This is a genomic window from Pseudomonas putida, assembly GCF_002025705.1.
In the GTDB taxonomy this organism is placed as follows: domain Bacteria; phylum Pseudomonadota; class Gammaproteobacteria; order Pseudomonadales; family Pseudomonadaceae; genus Aquipseudomonas; species Aquipseudomonas putida_J.
Genome location: NZ_CP018846.1, coordinates 468,931 through 485,000, shown reverse-complemented (window position 1 = coordinate 485,000; position 16,070 = coordinate 468,931). Strand labels below are relative to the sequence as shown.

At 60.4% G+C, this 16,070-nt stretch carries 14 protein-coding genes and 1 rRNA gene (1 of these 15 running past the window's edge); 2 read left to right on the top strand and 13 right to left on the bottom strand.

From position 1 onward, the window contains the following. From BUQ73_RS02280 to mrcB, 10 genes are all read right to left on the bottom strand, one after another. Window positions 1–671: ribosomal RNA gene (locus BUQ73_RS02280) — 16S ribosomal RNA — on the bottom strand (it extends 866 nt beyond the left edge of the window). 549 nt (window positions 672–1,220) lie between these two features. Beyond that, window positions 1,221–1,832, bottom strand: coding sequence for a protein-methionine-sulfoxide reductase heme-binding subunit MsrQ (msrQ, locus tag BUQ73_RS02275; RefSeq protein ID WP_079226502.1), 612 nt, complete (start codon window positions 1,830–1,832; stop codon window positions 1,221–1,223). Beyond that, the gene (msrP, locus tag BUQ73_RS02270; RefSeq protein ID WP_079226501.1) at window positions 1,832–2,845 is read right to left on the bottom strand and encodes a protein-methionine-sulfoxide reductase catalytic subunit MsrP; all 1,014 of its coding nucleotides are present in this window, start codon (window positions 2,843–2,845) and stop codon (window positions 1,832–1,834) included. The genes msrQ and msrP overlap by 1 nt, the downstream gene beginning before the upstream one ends. A gap of 79 nt (window positions 2,846–2,924) precedes the next feature. Further along, window positions 2,925–3,767 (bottom strand): CDP-diacylglycerol--serine O-phosphatidyltransferase, encoded by an 843-nt coding sequence (gene pssA, locus BUQ73_RS02265; RefSeq protein ID WP_027917652.1) that lies wholly within the window; start codon window positions 3,765–3,767, stop codon window positions 2,925–2,927. A 150-nt stretch (window positions 3,768–3,917) separates the two neighbouring features. After that, a complete protein-coding gene (gene ilvC / locus BUQ73_RS02260; protein WP_027917653.1) occupies window positions 3,918–4,934 on the bottom strand; it encodes a ketol-acid reductoisomerase in 1,017 nt (338 codons plus the stop codon). A 55-nt stretch (window positions 4,935–4,989) separates the two neighbouring features. Further along, window positions 4,990–5,481 (bottom strand): acetolactate synthase small subunit, encoded by a 492-nt coding sequence (gene ilvN / locus BUQ73_RS02255; RefSeq protein ID WP_003250040.1) that lies wholly within the window; start codon window positions 5,479–5,481, stop codon window positions 4,990–4,992. A 1-nt stretch (window position 5,482) separates the two neighbouring features. After that, on the bottom strand, window positions 5,483–7,207 hold the full coding sequence (locus BUQ73_RS02250) for an acetolactate synthase 3 large subunit (RefSeq protein ID WP_060484248.1): 1,725 nt from the start codon (window positions 7,205–7,207) through the stop codon (window positions 5,483–5,485). A 408-nt stretch (window positions 7,208–7,615) separates the two neighbouring features. Next, on the bottom strand, window positions 7,616–7,948 hold the full coding sequence (locus tag BUQ73_RS02245; protein ID WP_079226500.1) for a YqcC family protein: 333 nt from the start codon (window positions 7,946–7,948) through the stop codon (window positions 7,616–7,618). Continuing rightward, window positions 7,948–8,751 (bottom strand): tetratricopeptide repeat protein, encoded by an 804-nt coding sequence (locus tag BUQ73_RS02240; RefSeq protein WP_079226499.1) that lies wholly within the window; start codon window positions 8,749–8,751, stop codon window positions 7,948–7,950. Before BUQ73_RS02240 ends, BUQ73_RS02245 begins: the two co-directional genes overlap by 1 nt. Window positions 8,752–8,767: 16 nt before the next feature. Continuing rightward, window positions 8,768–11,089, bottom strand: coding sequence for a penicillin-binding protein 1B (gene mrcB, locus BUQ73_RS02235; protein WP_079226498.1), 2,322 nt, complete (start codon window positions 11,087–11,089; stop codon window positions 8,768–8,770). A gap of 117 nt (window positions 11,090–11,206) precedes the next feature. On the opposite strand from mrcB, the gene BUQ73_RS02230 reads away from it, so the two are divergent. Continuing rightward, window positions 11,207–12,769 carry an AAA family ATPase gene (locus BUQ73_RS02230; protein WP_079226497.1) on the top strand — a complete coding sequence of 521 codons (1,563 nt, stop codon included), beginning with the start codon at window positions 11,207–11,209 and terminating at the stop codon, window positions 12,767–12,769. Window positions 12,770–12,941: 172 nt separating this feature from the next. Beyond that, the gene (locus BUQ73_RS02225) at window positions 12,942–13,220 is read left to right on the top strand and encodes a TfoX/Sxy family protein (RefSeq protein WP_027917659.1); all 279 of its coding nucleotides are present in this window, start codon (window positions 12,942–12,944) and stop codon (window positions 13,218–13,220) included. 191 nt (window positions 13,221–13,411) lie between these two features. Here BUQ73_RS02225 and BUQ73_RS02220 read toward each other — a convergent pair whose 3' ends face one another. The 3 genes from BUQ73_RS02220 to BUQ73_RS02210 are packed head-to-tail and all read right to left on the bottom strand — an operon-like array spanning window position 13,412 to window position 16,059. Next, complete coding sequence (locus tag BUQ73_RS02220; protein WP_079226496.1) at window positions 13,412–14,296, bottom strand: ChaN family lipoprotein; 885 nt, start codon at window positions 14,294–14,296, stop codon at window positions 13,412–13,414. 12 nt (window positions 14,297–14,308) lie between these two features. Then, complete coding sequence (locus BUQ73_RS02215; protein ID WP_079226495.1) at window positions 14,309–15,076, bottom strand: heme ABC transporter ATP-binding protein; 768 nt, start codon at window positions 15,074–15,076, stop codon at window positions 14,309–14,311. After that, window positions 15,076–16,059, bottom strand: a complete 984-nt coding sequence (locus BUQ73_RS02210; RefSeq protein WP_192858707.1) for a FecCD family ABC transporter permease — start codon at window positions 16,057–16,059, stop codon at window positions 15,076–15,078. Before BUQ73_RS02210 ends, BUQ73_RS02215 begins: the two co-directional genes overlap by 1 nt. Between the last annotated feature and the right edge of the window lie 11 nt (window positions 16,060–16,070).

The following is a 16,070-nucleotide window of genomic DNA, read 5'->3' as shown; positions in this document are numbered from 1 at the left end:
ATTCCACCACCCTCTACCGTACTCTAGCTTGCCAGTTTTGGATGCAGTTCCCAGGTTGAGCCCGGGGCTTTCACATCCAACTTAACAAACCACCTACGCGCGCTTTACGCCCAGTAATTCCGATTAACGCTTGCACCCTCTGTATTACCGCGGCTGCTGGCACAGAGTTAGCCGGTGCTTATTCTGTCGGTAACGTCAAAACAGCAAGGTATTAACTTACTGCCCTTCCTCCCAACTTAAAGTGCTTTACAATCCGAAGACCTTCTTCACACACGCGGCATGGCTGGATCAGGCTTTCGCCCATTGTCCAATATTCCCCACTGCTGCCTCCCGTAGGAGTCTGGACCGTGTCTCAGTTCCAGTGTGACTGATCATCCTCTCAGACCAGTTACGGATCGTCGCCTTGGTGAGCCATTACCTCACCAACTAGCTAATCCGACCTAGGCTCATCTGATAGCGCAAGGCCCGAAGGTCCCCTGCTTTCTCCCGTAGGACGTATGCGGTATTAGCGTTCCTTTCGAAACGTTGTCCCCCACTACCAGGCAGATTCCTAGGCATTACTCACCCGTCCGCCGCTGAATCAAGGAGCAAGCTCCCGTCATCCGCTCGACTTGCATGTGTTAGGCCTGCCGCCAGCGTTCAATCTGAGCCATGATCAAACTCTTCAGTTCAATACTGCTTGGGTTTTTAAGAAACCCTAAACTTGGCTCAGCAATCTCAAATGACTATGTGATTTCTCGCATGGTCACTTGTGATGCTGATAATCTTTGTGACTATCAGTCCGTACTCACAAGCACCCACACGAATTGCTTGATTCGATTTGTTAAAGAGCGTTTGGTTAAGAGCTTTTCGTCTCAACCGAGGCGCGCATTCTACGCTTTCCTCAGAGCCTGTCAAGCGTTTATTTTGAAGTTTTTTGCGAGAAACTCGTTTAGCTTCAAACACTTGGCTCGCTGCGATCTCTCGTAGCGGGAGGCGAATAATACAGCGTTTAAAACCGCTGTCAACCTTCATCTCACCCGCTATCGATCACTCGATCGAAGCGCCTCCAACCTCACCTTAACTACCTAACTCATTGAATCTCAAGGAGTTTGTCGTTCCGATGTCGCTGGAAGTGGGGCGCATTATAAGGGGATTCGAAACCCCGTCAACCGTTAATTTCATTTATTTGAAATATTCCAATCGAAAGGCTCAAAACAGGTAACCGGCCAGCCCCATCCTCAAACCGCCCTCCCCTGCTTCCGGGCAATCCTGGGAAGCACACGCGAAACCACAGGAACCCGCACCAACATCAGCACAGCAGCAATGCATGCATAGATAGCCCACTCCCTCAGATCCGAACGAACGACCCACAGGAAATGCAGCAGCCCCAGCCCAAGCACCCCGTACACCAACTTATGCAGCTTCTTCCACCGCGCCCCCAGTCGCCGCTGGCTATACCGGTTCGAGGTAGCCGCCAGCACCAGCAACCCAAGAAAGCCGAGTGCACCGACAATAATGTATGGCCGCTTGCGCAGCTCAACCGCCAACTGCCCCCAATCCAGCCCGAGAATGAAGAACAGATAGGCCAGGATATGCAGCACGATATAGGCGAACACCCACAATCCCAGCTGCCGCCGCACCACGACCCAACCCGGCCACCCCGACAACTTCTGCAAGGGGGTCATGCATAGGGTTACCAGCAAGAATGTCAGAGCGCCGAGCCCAAGCCGATCCATCATGATCTTCCCTGGGTCCGGCCCTAGCAGATTCATCGCTGCCTCGTACAACCACCACACAGGGAACAGACACCCGACTATAAAAATGGCAAGCCGAAACCAGGGATAGCGCATCAATAGTTCTTCCGCAGATCGAGCCCGGTATACAGCGACGCCACTTCATCGGCGTAGCCATTGAACATCTGTGTTTGTCGCACATTCGGGCTGAACAGCCCGCTTGGCAGGCGCCGCTCGCGGGCTTGAGTCCAGCGCGGATGGTCAACGGTCGGATTCACATTGGCATAAAAGCCATACTCATCGGGAGCCAGCCCCTGCCAGGTAGTCCCCGGCTGTTCGGCCACCAGACTGATTCGCACGATCGACTTGATACTTTTGAACCCGTACTTCCAAGGCACCACCAGACGCAACGGTGCGCCATTCTGATTAGGCAGCTCCCGGCCATACATCCCGACTGCCAATATCGCCAGAGGGTGCATCGCCTCATCAAGGCGCAAGCCTTCTCTATAAGGCCAGTCGATCAAGGCAAAACCTGAACGCTGCCCGGGCATATGCTGCGGATCCTTCAACGTCTCGAAACGCACATAGCGTGCTTTCGAAGTCGGCTCGACCTGTTTGAGCACCTGCGCCAAGGGGAAGCCAAGCCAGGGAATGACCATCGACCACGCCTCGACGCAGCGTAACCGGTAGATACGCTCTTCAAGCTGATAGGGTTTGACGAAGTCTTCCAACGCATAGCGCCCTGGCTTGCCCACCTCGCCATCCACCACTATCGACCAGGGCTCGGTCTTCAGGCTGCCCCCATTGGCGGCCGGGTCGCCTTTGTCAGGACCGAACTCATAGAAGTTATTGTAGTGGGTGGCATCCTTGAAGGGCGTGATCGCCTCGTCCTTGACCGCCACTGCCTGCCAGCGCGCAGCAGCGAGCTTGTCGGTAAACCAGGCTGGCGCGGAGCCGGCCGCCACATCGGCATAACGCGACACTTCAACTGCGCTAGCCGCACCGGGTAAAGCGCCCAGGGCCAAGCCGGCCAATGAGCCACCGAGCAGGGTACGCCGGGAAAGGTAGATGCCTTCGGGGGTGATCTCCGCTGCCTTGCAGTCGGAAGACCTGGGAAGCTTGATGAGCATGATCGGCTCCACAGCACTGGATAACGGATGTACCAGTAAGACTATGGAGCCGGAGGGTTATTCCAACGTTAAATAATTATCACGCCTTGCGCCGACGTCCGCGCAGCAGGAACTGGATCGGCCCAGATGCCGCGTAGGCGAGGAAGATCAGCAGCAGGATGCGCGGCGGATCGCTGAACACAACGGCAAATACCAGCACCACCGCCAGGATCGCCACGAACGGTACGCGCCCTTTGAGGTCCAGCTCCTTGAAGCTGTTGTACTTGATGTTGCTGACCATCAGCATGCCCGCGGCAGCCACCAGCAGCGCCACCAGGAACGACAGCTTGGAACCCTGGATACCGTAGTCGCTGAACGCCCACACGGTACCGGCGACCACGCCGGCGGCAGCCGGGCTGGCCAGGCCGATGAAGTAGCGCTTGTCGGCAGTGCCGACCTGGGTATTGAAACGAGCCAGACGCAGCGCCGCACCGGCCACATAGATGAAGGCGACCATCCAGCCTACCTTGCCCATGTCACCCAGCGCCCAACCAAAGGCCAACAAGGCCGGAGCCACGCCGAAGGCGACCATGTCCGACAGCGAGTCGTACTCGGCACCGAAGGCGCTCTGGGTATTGGTCATGCGCGCCACACGGCCATCGAGGCCGTCGAGCACCATGGCCACGAAGATCGCAATGGCGGCGAAGGCGAAATACTTGCTCGCCTCGCGTGGGTCGCCAGCGCTCTGCGCGCTCATCGAGCTGATGATGGAATAGAAACCGGCAAACAGGTTGGCGGTGGTGAACAGGTTAGGCAGCAGATAGATGCCGCGATGGCGCACCTTGCGCCCTTCGGCGTCATGCCCTTCTTCAACGTGCTCATCGACAGGTAGCAGGCTTTCGGCGTCGGAGGGCTTGTTCGGCTCTTCGGGACGTTCGCTCATGGAGGGTACCTTGCAACAGGATGGAAAATGTTCGACACGGGCCCGCGAAACAGGTTCTGACGGCGGGCCACTGGTCTGCTTTATACCAGAAGCTGGCTGCCAGAACGAAAAAACGCGGCCGAAGCCGCGTTTTTCATCTTTCGATAAGACTTAGTTCTTGGTCTTGTCGACGATTTTGTTAGCCGAGATCCACGGCATCATCGAGCGCAGTTGCTCGCCGATGATTTCGATGCCGTGAGCGGCGTTGTTGCGGCGCTTGGCGGTCATCGATGGGTAGTTGGTAGCGCCTTCGGAGATGAACATCTTCGCGTACTCGCCGTCCTGGATGCGCTTCAGAGCGTTGCGCATGGCCTTGCGGGATTCTTCGTTGATGACTTCCGGACCGGTGACGTACTCACCGTACTCGGCGTTGTTGGAGATCGAGTAGTTCATGTTGGCGATGCCGCCTTCGTACATGAGGTCAACGATCAGTTTCAGCTCGTGCAGGCACTCGAAGTAGGCCATTTCCGGCGCGTAGCCAGCTTCAACCAGGGTTTCGAAACCGGCTTTTACCAGCTCGACGGTACCGCCGCACAGAACAGCCTGCTCACCGAACAGGTCGGTTTCGGTCTCGTCCTTGAAGGTGGTTTCGATGATGCCGGTACGGCCGCCACCGACGCCAGCGGCGTAGGACAGCGCAACGTTCTTGGCGTTGCCCGAAGCGTCCTGGTAGATAGCGATCAGGTCAGGGATGCCGCCGCCTTTGACGAACTCGGAACGAACGGTGTGGCCCGGGGCTTTCGGCGCGATCATGATCACGTCGAGGTCGGCACGCGGAACAACCTGGTTGTAGTGGATCGAGAAGCCGTGGGAGAAGGCCAGGGTAGCGCCCTTCTTGATGTTCGGCTCGATCTCGTTCTTGTACAGCTGGCCCTGGAACTCGTCCGGGGTCAGGATCATGACCAGGTCGGCAGCAGCGACGGCGGTAGCCACGTCGGCAACTTTCAGGCCGTGGGCTTCAGCCTTGGCAACGGTAGCCGAACCTTTACGCAGACCGACGGTAACGTCTACACCGGAGTCCTTCAGGTTGCACGCCTGAGCGTGGCCCTGGGAGCCGTAACCGATGATGGCGACTTTCTTACCCTGGATGATGGAAAGGTCGCAGTCTTTATCGTAGAAAACTTTCATGAAAATACCCCTGGTTATATCTCGGCCCCTGCGGAGCCATCGCTAATTTTTGAATTTAGATGCTGAGCACTTTGTCGCCCCGGGCAATGCCGGTAACGCCGCTGCGCACGGTTTCGAGAATCGATGCGGTGCCGATCGCCTGGATAAAGCTGTCCAGTTTGTCGCTGGTACCGCTCAGCTGCACGGTGTACACGCTGGCGGTCACATCGACGATCTGGCCACGGAAGATATCCGTGGTGCGCTTGATCTCGGCGCGCTGGGCACCGGTGGCCTTGACCTTGACCAACATCAGTTCACGCTCGATGTGAGCGCTTTCCGACAGGTCGACGAGTTTCACCACTTCGACCAGTTTGTTCAGGTTCTTGGTGATCTGTTCGATCACTTCGTCATGGCCAACGGTGGTCAGCGTCAGACGCGACAAGGTCGGGTCTTCGGTCGGCGCCACGGTCAGGCTTTCAATGTTGTAGTTGCGCTGGGAGAACAGGCCGACCACACGGGACAGAGCACCGGGTTCGTTTTCCAGCAGCAGGGAAATGATGTGCCGCATATCAGGTACGCTCCGTCTTGCTCAGCCACATGTCACGCATCGAGCCATCCTTGATCTGCATCGGATAGACGTGCTCGCTGCGGTCGACCGCGATGTCGATGAACACCAGGCGGTCCTTCATCGCAAACGCTTCTTCCAGCTTCGGCTTGAGGTCTTTCAGGCTGGTGATGCGGATACCCACATGGCCATAGGCCTCGGCCAGCTTGATGAAGTCAGGCAGCGACTCGACGTACGAGTGCGAGTGACGACCGTTGTAGGCCATGTCCTGCCATTGGCGAACCATGCCCAACACACCGTTGTTCAGGTTGACGATCTTCACCGGCAGGCCGTACTGCATGCAGGTGGACAGCTCCTGGATGTTCATCTGGATGCTGCCTTCGCCGGTCACGCAGGCCACGTCCTGATCCGGGAAGTTGAGCTTGACGCCCATCGCCGCCGGGAAGCCGAAGCCCATGGTGCCCAGGCCACCGGAGTTGATCCAGCGGTTCGGCTTGTTGAAGCGGTAGTATTGCGCCGCGAACATCTGGTGCTGACCAACGTCGGAAGTGACGAAGGCATCGCCATTGGTCACTTCGCAGAGCGTCTCGATGACCTTCTGCGGCTTGATGACGTTGCCGTCGCCCTTGTCGTAAGGGAAAAGTTCACCATTGCCACGCCACTCGTCGATCTGCTTCCACCAGGCATCCAGCGCCGCCTTGTCAGGCTGCTCGCCGATTTCCTTGAGGATACCGAGCATTTCGCTGAGCACGCTGTCGACCGGGCCGACGATCGGCACGTCGGCCTTGATCATCTTGGAAATCGACGCAGGGTCGATGTCGACATGGATGATCTTGGCGTTCGGGCAGAACTTGGCCGGGCCGTTGACCACGCGGTCGTCGAAACGCGCACCGACTGCGAAGATCACGTCGGCATTGTGCATGGCCATGTTGGCGGTGAAGCTGCCGTGCATGCCGAGCATGCCGAGGAACTGACGGTCAGTACCCGGGAAGCCGCCCAGACCCATCAGGGTGTTGGTGACTGGCAGGTTCAGCGATTTGGCGATTTCGGTCAGCGCTTCGGAGCCACCGCCGAGAATCACGCCGCCACCGGCGTAGACGATCGGGCGCTTGGCAGCCAGGAGCATCTCGGCAGCCTTGCGGATCTGGCCGGAGTGACCACGTACAGCCGGGCTGTACGAGCGCAGCTTGACCTTCTTCGGATAGACGTACTCGAACTTCTCGGCCGGATTGGTCATATCTTTTGGAATGTCGACCACGACCGGGCCTGGGCGACCGGATTGCGCCAGGTAGAAGGCTTTCTTGAGTACTTCAGGGATCTCGGTCGGATTCTTGATCATGAAGCTGTGCTTCACGATCGGCCGCGAGATACCGATCATGTCGGTTTCCTGGAAGGCATCGGTACCAACCATGGTGCTAGGCACCTGGCCGGACAGGATGACCATCGGAATCGAGTCCATGTAGGCGGTGGCAATGCCGGTAATAGCATTGGTTGCGCCCGGGCCGGAGGTTACCAGCACCACACCGGCCTTGCCGGTGGCGCGGGCGTAGCCGTCCGCCATATGGGTTGCCGCCTGCTCGTGACGAACCAGGATGTGTTCCACTTCCGGTTCTTTGAACAGTGCGTCGTAAACATGAAGGAGAGCACCACCAGGGTACCCGTAGATGTGCTTAACGCCTTCGTCACGCAAGAAGCGGACGACCATCTCAGCGCCAGATAAAAGCTCCACGTTGTTCACCTCTAAAACGCCAGAATACCGTCCCTAGTGGACGGGTCTTAATAGGTTTACTGCCAAGCAGAGCATGAGCGAACGTTCAGCACTGACTGAGCAAGTATTGGGAGCTCCCCAGAGTGTTGCGGGGGTTTCCCACCCAGCGCGAGGTAACGCGTTGCGGGGTGTAACAGGCGGCGCGGGTGTGCGCCTCATGATCTGCTTAGCGGGTCTGCTTCTGGCAGTCCCTCTACAGCGGAATCTGGATTCTTGTGATTTGGCGCCTACAAGTCAAGAAAAATTATTGCCAATTTTTCCCCAAGATGAATTCCTGCCACCACTAAAAACCAAGTCAGCAGCAGAAAAAATAAGATTTCCATAAAAAAGGGCCACAATCTGCGGCCCTTGAAGGAAAAACTGAAGAAATCAGGCGGAAGGAGCGATCAATTGATCGAATGCTGCCAACAGCCGGCGCAGCTCGCGGCTTTCCTCCGGACGATCGGTGAACACGGTTTCCGCCATCACCAGGATGCTCGAGGCATTGGGCAGCGGGTGGCCGAGCTCGATGATGATCTTCATGCGTGGCAGGAAGATCCACTGCAACCACTGCTCGAAGCTGAGCGTGTCGACCGCGAACGGTACGGTGCTGGCCAGTGCTTCGTCGCTGGGCGGCTCGTCATCCCACCAGCCCTGCACCTGCAGCTCACGCTCGATGAGCAGCAGATGGTCGGCGATGTCGAGAATGCGTTGCTCGATCATCACGAGTTGACCCGCGCTTTCTGCCGCGCCAGGGCGGCACCGGCGCTGTCACCCTGCTTCTCGCGGGCCTGGGCAATGGTATTCCACAGCTCGGCCTGCAGGTCGGGGCGGCCATTGGCGTAGGTCAGCGCACGGCGGGCCAGTTGCTCGGCCTGCGGCGCGTCGCCTTGCGACAGGCGCACCTGGGCCAGGCGGAACAGCACCTGCGGCTCGCGCGGGGCGATGCGCTGGGCACGCTCCAGGCTTGAGGCGGCACCATTGTAGTCACCGGTGCCCTGCTGCGACTGGGCGGTAGTCAGCAGCGCCAGCACCGGGCCGTCGAGCTGTTCATCGGCCGACAGACCACCGGAAGCCGTATTGCTGCGCGGAATGCCGGTCGGTGCGCCAGAAGCAGCTGGCGTGCTGTTCATCGAGGCGATATCGAACGGTTCATCGGCAATCGGGTTAGGATTGGTGGTCATTGGCACCGAAGTGACCGGACCCGAACTAACCGGGCCTGGCGTGATCGGGCCGGTACTGATCGGCGCCGCGCCGTTGGCCGCCGGGAACGTCTGGATGCCGGCAGCACCAGCGCCTTGCGGAATCATGACGGTCACGCCTGAGTCCTCGGGCAGCGACTGCGCCTGCGAGGTGCCGTTGCTCATGCCCGCAGCCGAACGATTGGCCTGGACACGCTCACTATTGGACACCCGGGTGCTCGAGTCCACCACCGGAATGTTGCCACGCTGCACGGTCGAACAACCCTGGAGCACCACCAGCGCCGTCACGGCAGGAAACAGCCACTTATTCAATTCACACCTCATCAATGCTGCTCAGGGCTCAGTTCATCCAGCCCTTGACCCAGTCCATGACCGACTCTACGGGATTCTGCTCGCCGCCACAGGTTGCACCGGCAGGCGGTTCGCTGCCGCGAATATACGGCATCTGCACGGCTCCCGGACAGCTTCTGTCGGAGCCGTGGCCACTGTACGGGTCGATCCACGCCTGCACCACGTTGTCTGGCTGCGGCATGTCCAACGGCAGCGGGTCGGCCTTCTTCATGAAGCTGGTCCAGACCTGCAAGGCGCCGGTGGCACCGGTAAATGGCGTTTTACCGTTATCGTCACGGCCCATCCACACCACGGCCAGCAGGTCCTGGCTGAAGCCAGAGAACCAGCTGTCGCGCGAGTCGTTACTGGTACCGGTCTTGCCCGCCAGGGTCAGCGAACTTGGCAGCACGTTGTATACCGAGCGGCCGGTACCCTCACGCATCACCCGCTGCATGGCGTTCTGCACCAGGTAGATGGAACCTGGGTCGAAGGTCTGCTGGATCTGGAACGGGTAGCGCTTGAGCGGCTCGCCTTCGGCGGTGAGCACGCTGCGGATGCCGCGCATCGGCGTATTAAAACCACCGTTGGCAATGGTCTGATACATGGTCGCGACCTGCATCGGCGACATGCCGCCAGCGCCCAGCAGCATCGCCGGGAAGGCCGGCCAATCGACGTTGACGCCAAGGCGGCCAATGGTCTTGATCACGTTCGGCACACCCACTTCCAGGCCGAGTTTCGCGGTCGACAGGTTCAGCGAGTTGGCCAGGCCCTGGTACAGGTAGATCGTGCCGTGCGAGCGCCGGTCATAGTTCTGCGGGCGCCACACTTGGCCATCGGCACCCTTGACCGAGAACGGCTCGTCCTGCACCCAGGTGGTCAGGGTGTACTTGCTTGGCTGCTCCAATGCGGTCAGGTAGACCGCCGGCTTGACCAGCGAGCCGATCGGCCGCACGGCGTCAATGGCACGGTTGAAGCCCGCATAACCGGACTGGCGGCTGCCGATCAGTGCCTGCACTTCGCCGGTTTCCGGGTTGGTCACGACCATCGCCGATTCCACCTCGTCGGCACCTTTGCGCCCGGCCAGGCGCTTGAAGGTTTCGGCCATGGAGGTTTCGGCCTTCATCTGCAGGATCGGGTCGAAACTGGTGAAGATGCGCAGGCCTTCTTCGGTCAAGTCTTCGTCGCGGTAGTCCTGGCGCAGCTGACGCTTGACCAGGTCAAGGAAGGCCGGGAACGAGCTGTCGGCAAGGCTGCCGCGCTTGGTCACGCCTAGCGGCATCTTCTTCGCCGCATCGACTTCCGCCTGGCTGGCCACGCCCTGCTCGGCCACCAGGTCGAGGACCAGGTTACGCCGCGCCAGCGCACGCTCAGGGTAACGCCGCGGGTTGTAATAGGACGGCCCCTTGACCATGCCTACCAGCAAGGCGATCTGGTGCAGTTTCAGCTCTGACAGCGGCTGGCTGAAGAAGAACTGGCTGGCCAGGCCGAAGCCATGCACTGCGCGCTGGCCATCCTGGCCGACGAACACTTCATTGAGGTAGGCCTCGAGAATTTCGCGCTTGTCGTAGTGCATTTCCAGCAGCACAGCCATCATCGCTTCGGTCAGCTTGCGGCTGAGGCTGCGTTCACTGGTCAGGTAGAAATTCTTTACCAGCTGCTGGGTCAGGGTACTGCCGCCCTGGCGCATCGAGCCGGACGAGGTATTGACCCACATGGCCCGGGCAATGGACTTGGGCGACACACCGAAGTGGCTGTAGAAGTCCCGGTCCTCGGTGGCTACCAGGGTCTCGAGCAGGTACGGCGGTACCTGGTCGATCTTGATCAGGATGCGGTCTTCGAGGTTTTTCGGGTAGATACCGCCGATCATCAGCGGTTCGAGTCGAACCACGTCGAGCTTCTTGCCGTTGGCACCGGCAAGCTCAGCCACGTAGTCACCAGAGAAGCGCACTCGCACGAACTGCGCAGGCTCCATACCCTCGTAGAACTGGAAGCCACGGGTGTTGAGGTCGACGGTATTGCCGTTGACCGCTGCCGCGCCCGGGCCGTTGGCCGCGCTTTCACGCCGGTAGCCGAGGGCATCGAGTTCGGTGAGGAAGTCGTTCTTGCTCAGTTTCTGGCCAGAGAATAGCTCCAGCGGCCGGGCATACACCTTGGCCGGAATGGTCCAGCGCTTGCCGGAGAACTTCTCCTGGACGACGGCATCGAGGTAAACCGCGAAGCCGGCAACAATCACCAGGCCGACCAGGCTGAGCTTCAAGGCCCAGCCCAGCCAGGCGCGCGAGCGGCCGGTCGGGCGTTTCTGAGGGGTACGAGGATTTCGGGTTCGAGTCATGGCGGCGGATTATACGCACTTTATAAAGGGTAGGCAGGCGCCCTCTGGCGGTAGGCAGGGACGGCACCATTGACCATAATGGCGCTTTCGAATTCCCTGCCCCCGGAAGGATTTCCAGTGAGCCAAGCCTTGATCAACGCATTGCAGAACCCTGCCCTGTTCCCTCACCCTGTGGACGGGTTCCAGCTCATCGAGACGCACATCTCCTGGGTCCTGCTCACCGGCGAGTACGCCTACAAAATCAAGAAGCCGATGAACTTCGGCTTCCTGGACTTCACCAGCCTGGACCAGCGCCAGCATTTCTGTAACGAAGAATTGCGCCTGAACCAGCGCCTGACCGAAGGCCTGTACCTTGAAGTACTGCCAATCACCGGCAGTGCCGAAGCCCCGCAGATCGGCGGTGAAGGCGAAGTGATCGAGTATGTGCTGAAGATGCGCCAGTTCCCTCAAGGCCAGATGCTCAACACCCTGCAAGCCAACGGCGAGCTGAACACTGGCCACATCGACCAGATGGCCCGGCAGATTGCCGAGTTTCACCTGCAGACTACGAAAGTGCCCGCCGATCAGCCGTATGGCTCGCCTGAAAGCGTCATGGCCCCGGTCGAGCAGAATTTCGAACAGATCCGCCCGTTCCTCACCGACAAGGCCGACCTGCAGCAACTGGACAACCTGCAAGCCTGGGCACGCAGCAGTTTCGAGCGCCTTCAAGGCCTGTTCGCGGCGCGCAAGGCCAATGGTTTTACCCGCGAATGCCATGGCGACATCCATTTGGGTAACGCGACCGTGATTGACGGCAAGGTCGTGATCTTCGACTGCATCGAGTTCAATGAGCCATTCCGCAAGACCGATGTGTGGGCCGACACCGGCTTCCTCGCCATGGACCTGGAAGACCGAGGCCTCAAGTGCCTGGCACGACGCTTCGTCAGCCAGTACCTGGAGCTGACCGGCGACTATGAAGGCCTGGAAGTGCTCAACTTCTACAAGGCCTACCGCGCTCTGGTCCGCGCCAAGATCGCCCTGTTCAGCATGCCGGCCGATGCGGACGGTGTGCAGCGTGCCACCAGCCTGCGTACCTACCGCAACTACGCCAACCTGGCAGAAAGCTACAGCGCCATTCCTTCCCGCCTGATGGCTATCACCCATGGCGTGTCGGCGGTAGGCAAGAGCCACGTGGCCATGCGTCTGGTCGAGGCCCTCGGCGCGGTTCGCGTGCGATCCGATGTGGAGCGCAAGCGCCTGTTCGGCGAACAGCCGCAACAGAACGCGGGGCAGCTCACTGCCGGCATCTATGACCAGGACGCCAGCGCAGCGACCTACCAGCGCCTGCATGAACTGGCCGCGACAATTCTGCGTGCCGGCTTCCCGGTGGTGCTCGATGCCACTTACCTCAAGGCTGAACAGCGCCAGGCCGCCGCAGCCGTGGCCAGCGAGACTGGCGTCCCGTTCCTGATCCTCGACTGCCATGCCCCGGAAGCGGTGATCGCCAGCTGGCTGGAGCAGCGCCAGGCCGAGAACAGCGACCCGTCGGATGCCACACTGGAGGTGGTCAAGGCCCAGCAGGCCAGCCGTGAGCCACTGGATGCACAGGAGCTGGTCCACAGCACCCGCATCGATACCCAGGAAGCCAGCGGCATGGACCAGGTGATCGAACAGATTCGTCAGCGCCTGCCAGGCCTGTAAGTTCGCTTTACACCTGTTCCGGCCTGTTGCCGGAACAGGTTACTGCCGTTCCAGGGCAGCTCGTCGTCCCCGATGGCAAAAGGCCGCGCATTTCCTATCCCCCGCTACACTCCTCTCTGACCTGCTCGCGATTTATCCCCCAAGACCCGTTCAGCCATCGCAAGGAGGCTCGATGAACGATGAATTGCAGCACCTGAAGAATCTTGGCAAGACCTCCGCGCAGTGGTTGCATGCGGCTGGTATCCACAGTGCATCGGACTTGCGTCGGTTGGGCGCCGTGGGTGCCTACCAGGCGGTGAAAACACGAGGATTCAGGGCGTCGAAGGTGCTGTTGTATGCCATTGAAGGTGCATTGCTGGACATGCACTGGAACGATTTGCCAGCCGAACGCAAAGAAGCGCTCAACCAACAACTCGATGCAAAATGCCCTATGCAAAAAAATATGAAATAAACGCACGAAGGGGATTGACGCTGTAATGAGAATCGTTATGATTATCACAACTGGTCGCGAGACTGGTTGGATAAGCTAAGAGCCCCTGGTTCGGACTCTCAGATTATCTCCTCATCAGGCTAATCACGGTTATTGACCCGGCATTTTGCCGGGTCTTTTTTTGCCCGCAGGTTTCCGCTTCAAGGCCGCTCCTACCTCAGCTGGGCGCAGTAGTCCTGCTCTGGCATCGCGGCCGTGTACCAGACATAGTCGGCCATCCCAGGCTCGACCTGCTCGCCTGCCTCGGCCAGCAGCACGACCTTGCTCGCGCCCTTGGCGCCCAGATCGGCGAGATGCAAAGGCACCCCCAGGTCCTTGCGCGCATGGTACGCACCGGTCAAAAGCAATGCTGGCTGCGGCGCCGCCAGCAGCCGTTCGGCAATACGCCGATCCCGCTGTTGTTGCACGGCCAGCATCGCTGGCAGTTGGCTCTCCGGCAGTAGACCACAATGCCCCTGCTTCACCTGTTCAAGCAGTGCCGCCCTGACCGCTGGCGCATTGGACTGGGTTCCCGGCAGAACCGCCGGATACCGATAGACCTGGCGCATTTCTGTGGGTGACAGGTTGGCCGCCAGCAGCGGAACATGGTGCTGCAAAGCCTCTCGCACGATAGGGCCGTAAAGTTGCCAATCCCAGCCATCTTCCCAAGCCAGGGCCTTGGGCAGGTCCTGCGGCAAGGTCGCCTGCCCCGCGAGCGCATCGACGCGGGGCTGCTGCTCGGGTTGCAGCATTTCCAGCAGCAGGCTGCCCTGCGCCCGGCGTTGCTGCAACGCACGCATCAACCACAGCTGCAAGGCGTGATGATCCGGGTTGTCATGCTTCTCACCGACCAGCACGCGCGGCGCATCGGCCAGGCTCTCGATCAGCTGCTCAGGGCTGATCACCTGCCCGCTGGCCAGGTCGTGGATCTGCCCCAGCTCGGCGTTATCGCGCCCTTCGCTGCTCTGCCAGGCAGGCAACGGCGGCAAGCTGGCCTGGCAACCACTCAGCGCAAGCACCAGGCAAAGTAACGAACCGCACAGCAACGGATGAGTCATGAGCAGTGCCTCCTAGCGGGTAATGATCAACGGGTGCCCCCGCTCAGGGTGCGCCTGCACCAGCACGTCGATACCGAAGACCACCTTGAGTGAAGCCGGTGTCAGTACCTCCGGTGGTGTGGCCAGGGCATGGCAGCGCCCGCTTTCGAGTAGCAAGATGCGATCACAGTAGCGCGCCGCCAGGTTCAGGTCATGCAGGATCACCAGCACGGCGGCGCCGCTGTCGGCAAAACAGCGCACGGCCTCCAGGGTAGTGTGCTGATGCAGTGGGTCGAGCATCGAAGTCGGCTCATCAAGCAACAGCGTGGTGCCCTCTTCACCAGGCCAAAGCTGAGCCAGCACGCGGGCCAGGTGCACCCTCTGCCGCTCGCCGCCAGACAAGGCCAGGTAACTTCGCCCCACCAGGTGCGAGGCATCCGCTGCCTGCAGAGCCTCTGCTACGATCTCTGCGTCACGCCGTTGCCCGGTGTCGTGGGGCATGCGCCCCATGGCCACCACTTCCTCGACCTTGAACGAGAACCCCAGGCTGGAAACCTGCGGCAGCACCGCCAGGTGCCTTGCACGCTCCGGCCCAGCCCAGTCAGCCAGCGGCCGCCCTTGCAGCGTCACATTTCCGCGATCCGGCGCCAACTCGCCGCACATCACCCCGAGCAGGCTGCTCTTGCCGGCGCCATTGGGGCCGAGAACGCCCACCACCTGCCCTGGGCTCAACTGCAGATCAATCCCGAGCAACACGTCATTGCTGCCCCGCTTCAGGTGCAGCCCCTCGACTTGCAACATCAACTGCGCCCTCGTATCAGCAGAATCAGGAAGAACGGCGCGCCAATAAAAGCTGTGACGATACCGATCGGCAGCTCAGCAGGTGCCAGCAGCAGCCTGGCTGCGAGATCGGCGAACAGCATGAGTATGCCCCCAGCCAGCAACGATGCAGGCAGTACCACGCGGTGATCGGGCCCGGCCAGCAAACGCACCAGGTGGGGTACCACCAGGCCGATGAAACCGATCAGCCCCGCAGCCGCCACTGCTGCGCCCACACCCAACGCCGTGCAGAACACCAACTCGCGCTTGAGCCGTTCGACGTCAACCCCCAGGTGCCGTGCCTCCGACTCTCCCAGCAACAACGCATTCAACGCCTTCGCGCGGCGCGGCAACCACATCGCCACACCGCCTGCGATCAGCAGCAAAGGCCAAAGGCGCTCGTAACTTGCACCATTGAGGCTGCCCAGGTTCCAGAAGGTCAGCGTACGCAGGGTGGCATCATCGGCCAGGTAGGAAAACAAACCTACGGCAGCACCGCCCAGTGCAGTCATGGCCACACCGGCCAGCAGCATCGTCGCGACATTGGTCTGACCGTCGCGACGCCCCAGGCGATAAACCAGCGCGGTCACGCCCAGTCCGCCGATGAAGGCGCACAGCGACAACAGGTAGGGAGCAAGCGCATCCGGCATACCCCCCAGCCAACTGCCACCGACAATGGCCACCGCCGCCCCCATCGCCGCCCCAGCGGCAACCCCCACCAGGCCCGGGTCGGCCAGCGGGTTGCGAAACAGCCCCTGCATGGCCACACCAGACAATGCCAGTACCGCGCCCACTGCCAACCCCAGCAAGGTGCGCGGCAGACGGATCTGCCCCAGGATCATCTCGGCCTGCTGCAGACCGTCGGCTGCAACTGGCAGCCCCAACAGGCGCAGGCCAGCACGCAGGGTATCGACCAGCGGCAGGCTGACCGGCCCCAAGGCCAGCGACAGCCAGACTGCCAGCAGGCACAGTAATA

Excerpts from the sequence above, each read along its gene's own strand:
- msrQ (WP_079226502.1), bottom strand. The coding sequence starts at position 1,832 with ATGCGCTATCCCTGGTTTCGGCTTGCCATTTTTATAGTCGGGTGTCTG.
- msrP (WP_079226501.1), bottom strand. The coding sequence starts at position 2,845 with ATGCTCATCAAGCTTCCCAGGTCTTCCGACTGCAAGGCAGCGGAGATC.
- pssA (WP_027917652.1), bottom strand. The coding sequence starts at position 3,767 with ATGAGCGAACGTCCCGAAGAGCCGAACAAGCCCTCCGACGCCGAAAGC.
- ilvC (WP_027917653.1), bottom strand. The coding sequence starts at position 4,934 with ATGAAAGTTTTCTACGATAAAGACTGCGACCTTTCCATCATCCAGGGT.
- ilvN (WP_003250040.1), bottom strand. The coding sequence starts at position 5,481 with ATGCGGCACATCATTTCCCTGCTGCTGGAAAACGAACCCGGTGCTCTG.
- BUQ73_RS02245 (WP_079226500.1), bottom strand. The coding sequence starts at position 7,948 with ATGATCGAGCAACGCATTCTCGACATCGCCGACCATCTGCTGCTCATC.
- BUQ73_RS02240 (WP_079226499.1), bottom strand. The coding sequence starts at position 8,751 with ATGAGGTGTGAATTGAATAAGTGGCTGTTTCCTGCCGTGACGGCGCTG.
- mrcB (WP_079226498.1), bottom strand. The coding sequence starts at position 11,089 with ATGACTCGAACCCGAAATCCTCGTACCCCTCAGAAACGCCCGACCGGC.
- BUQ73_RS02225 (WP_027917659.1), top strand. The coding sequence starts at position 12,942 with ATGAACGATGAATTGCAGCACCTGAAGAATCTTGGCAAGACCTCCGCG.
- BUQ73_RS02220 (WP_079226496.1), bottom strand. The coding sequence starts at position 14,296 with ATGACTCATCCGTTGCTGTGCGGTTCGTTACTTTGCCTGGTGCTTGCG.
- BUQ73_RS02215 (WP_079226495.1), bottom strand. The coding sequence starts at position 15,076 with ATGTTGCAAGTCGAGGGGCTGCACCTGAAGCGGGGCAGCAATGACGTG.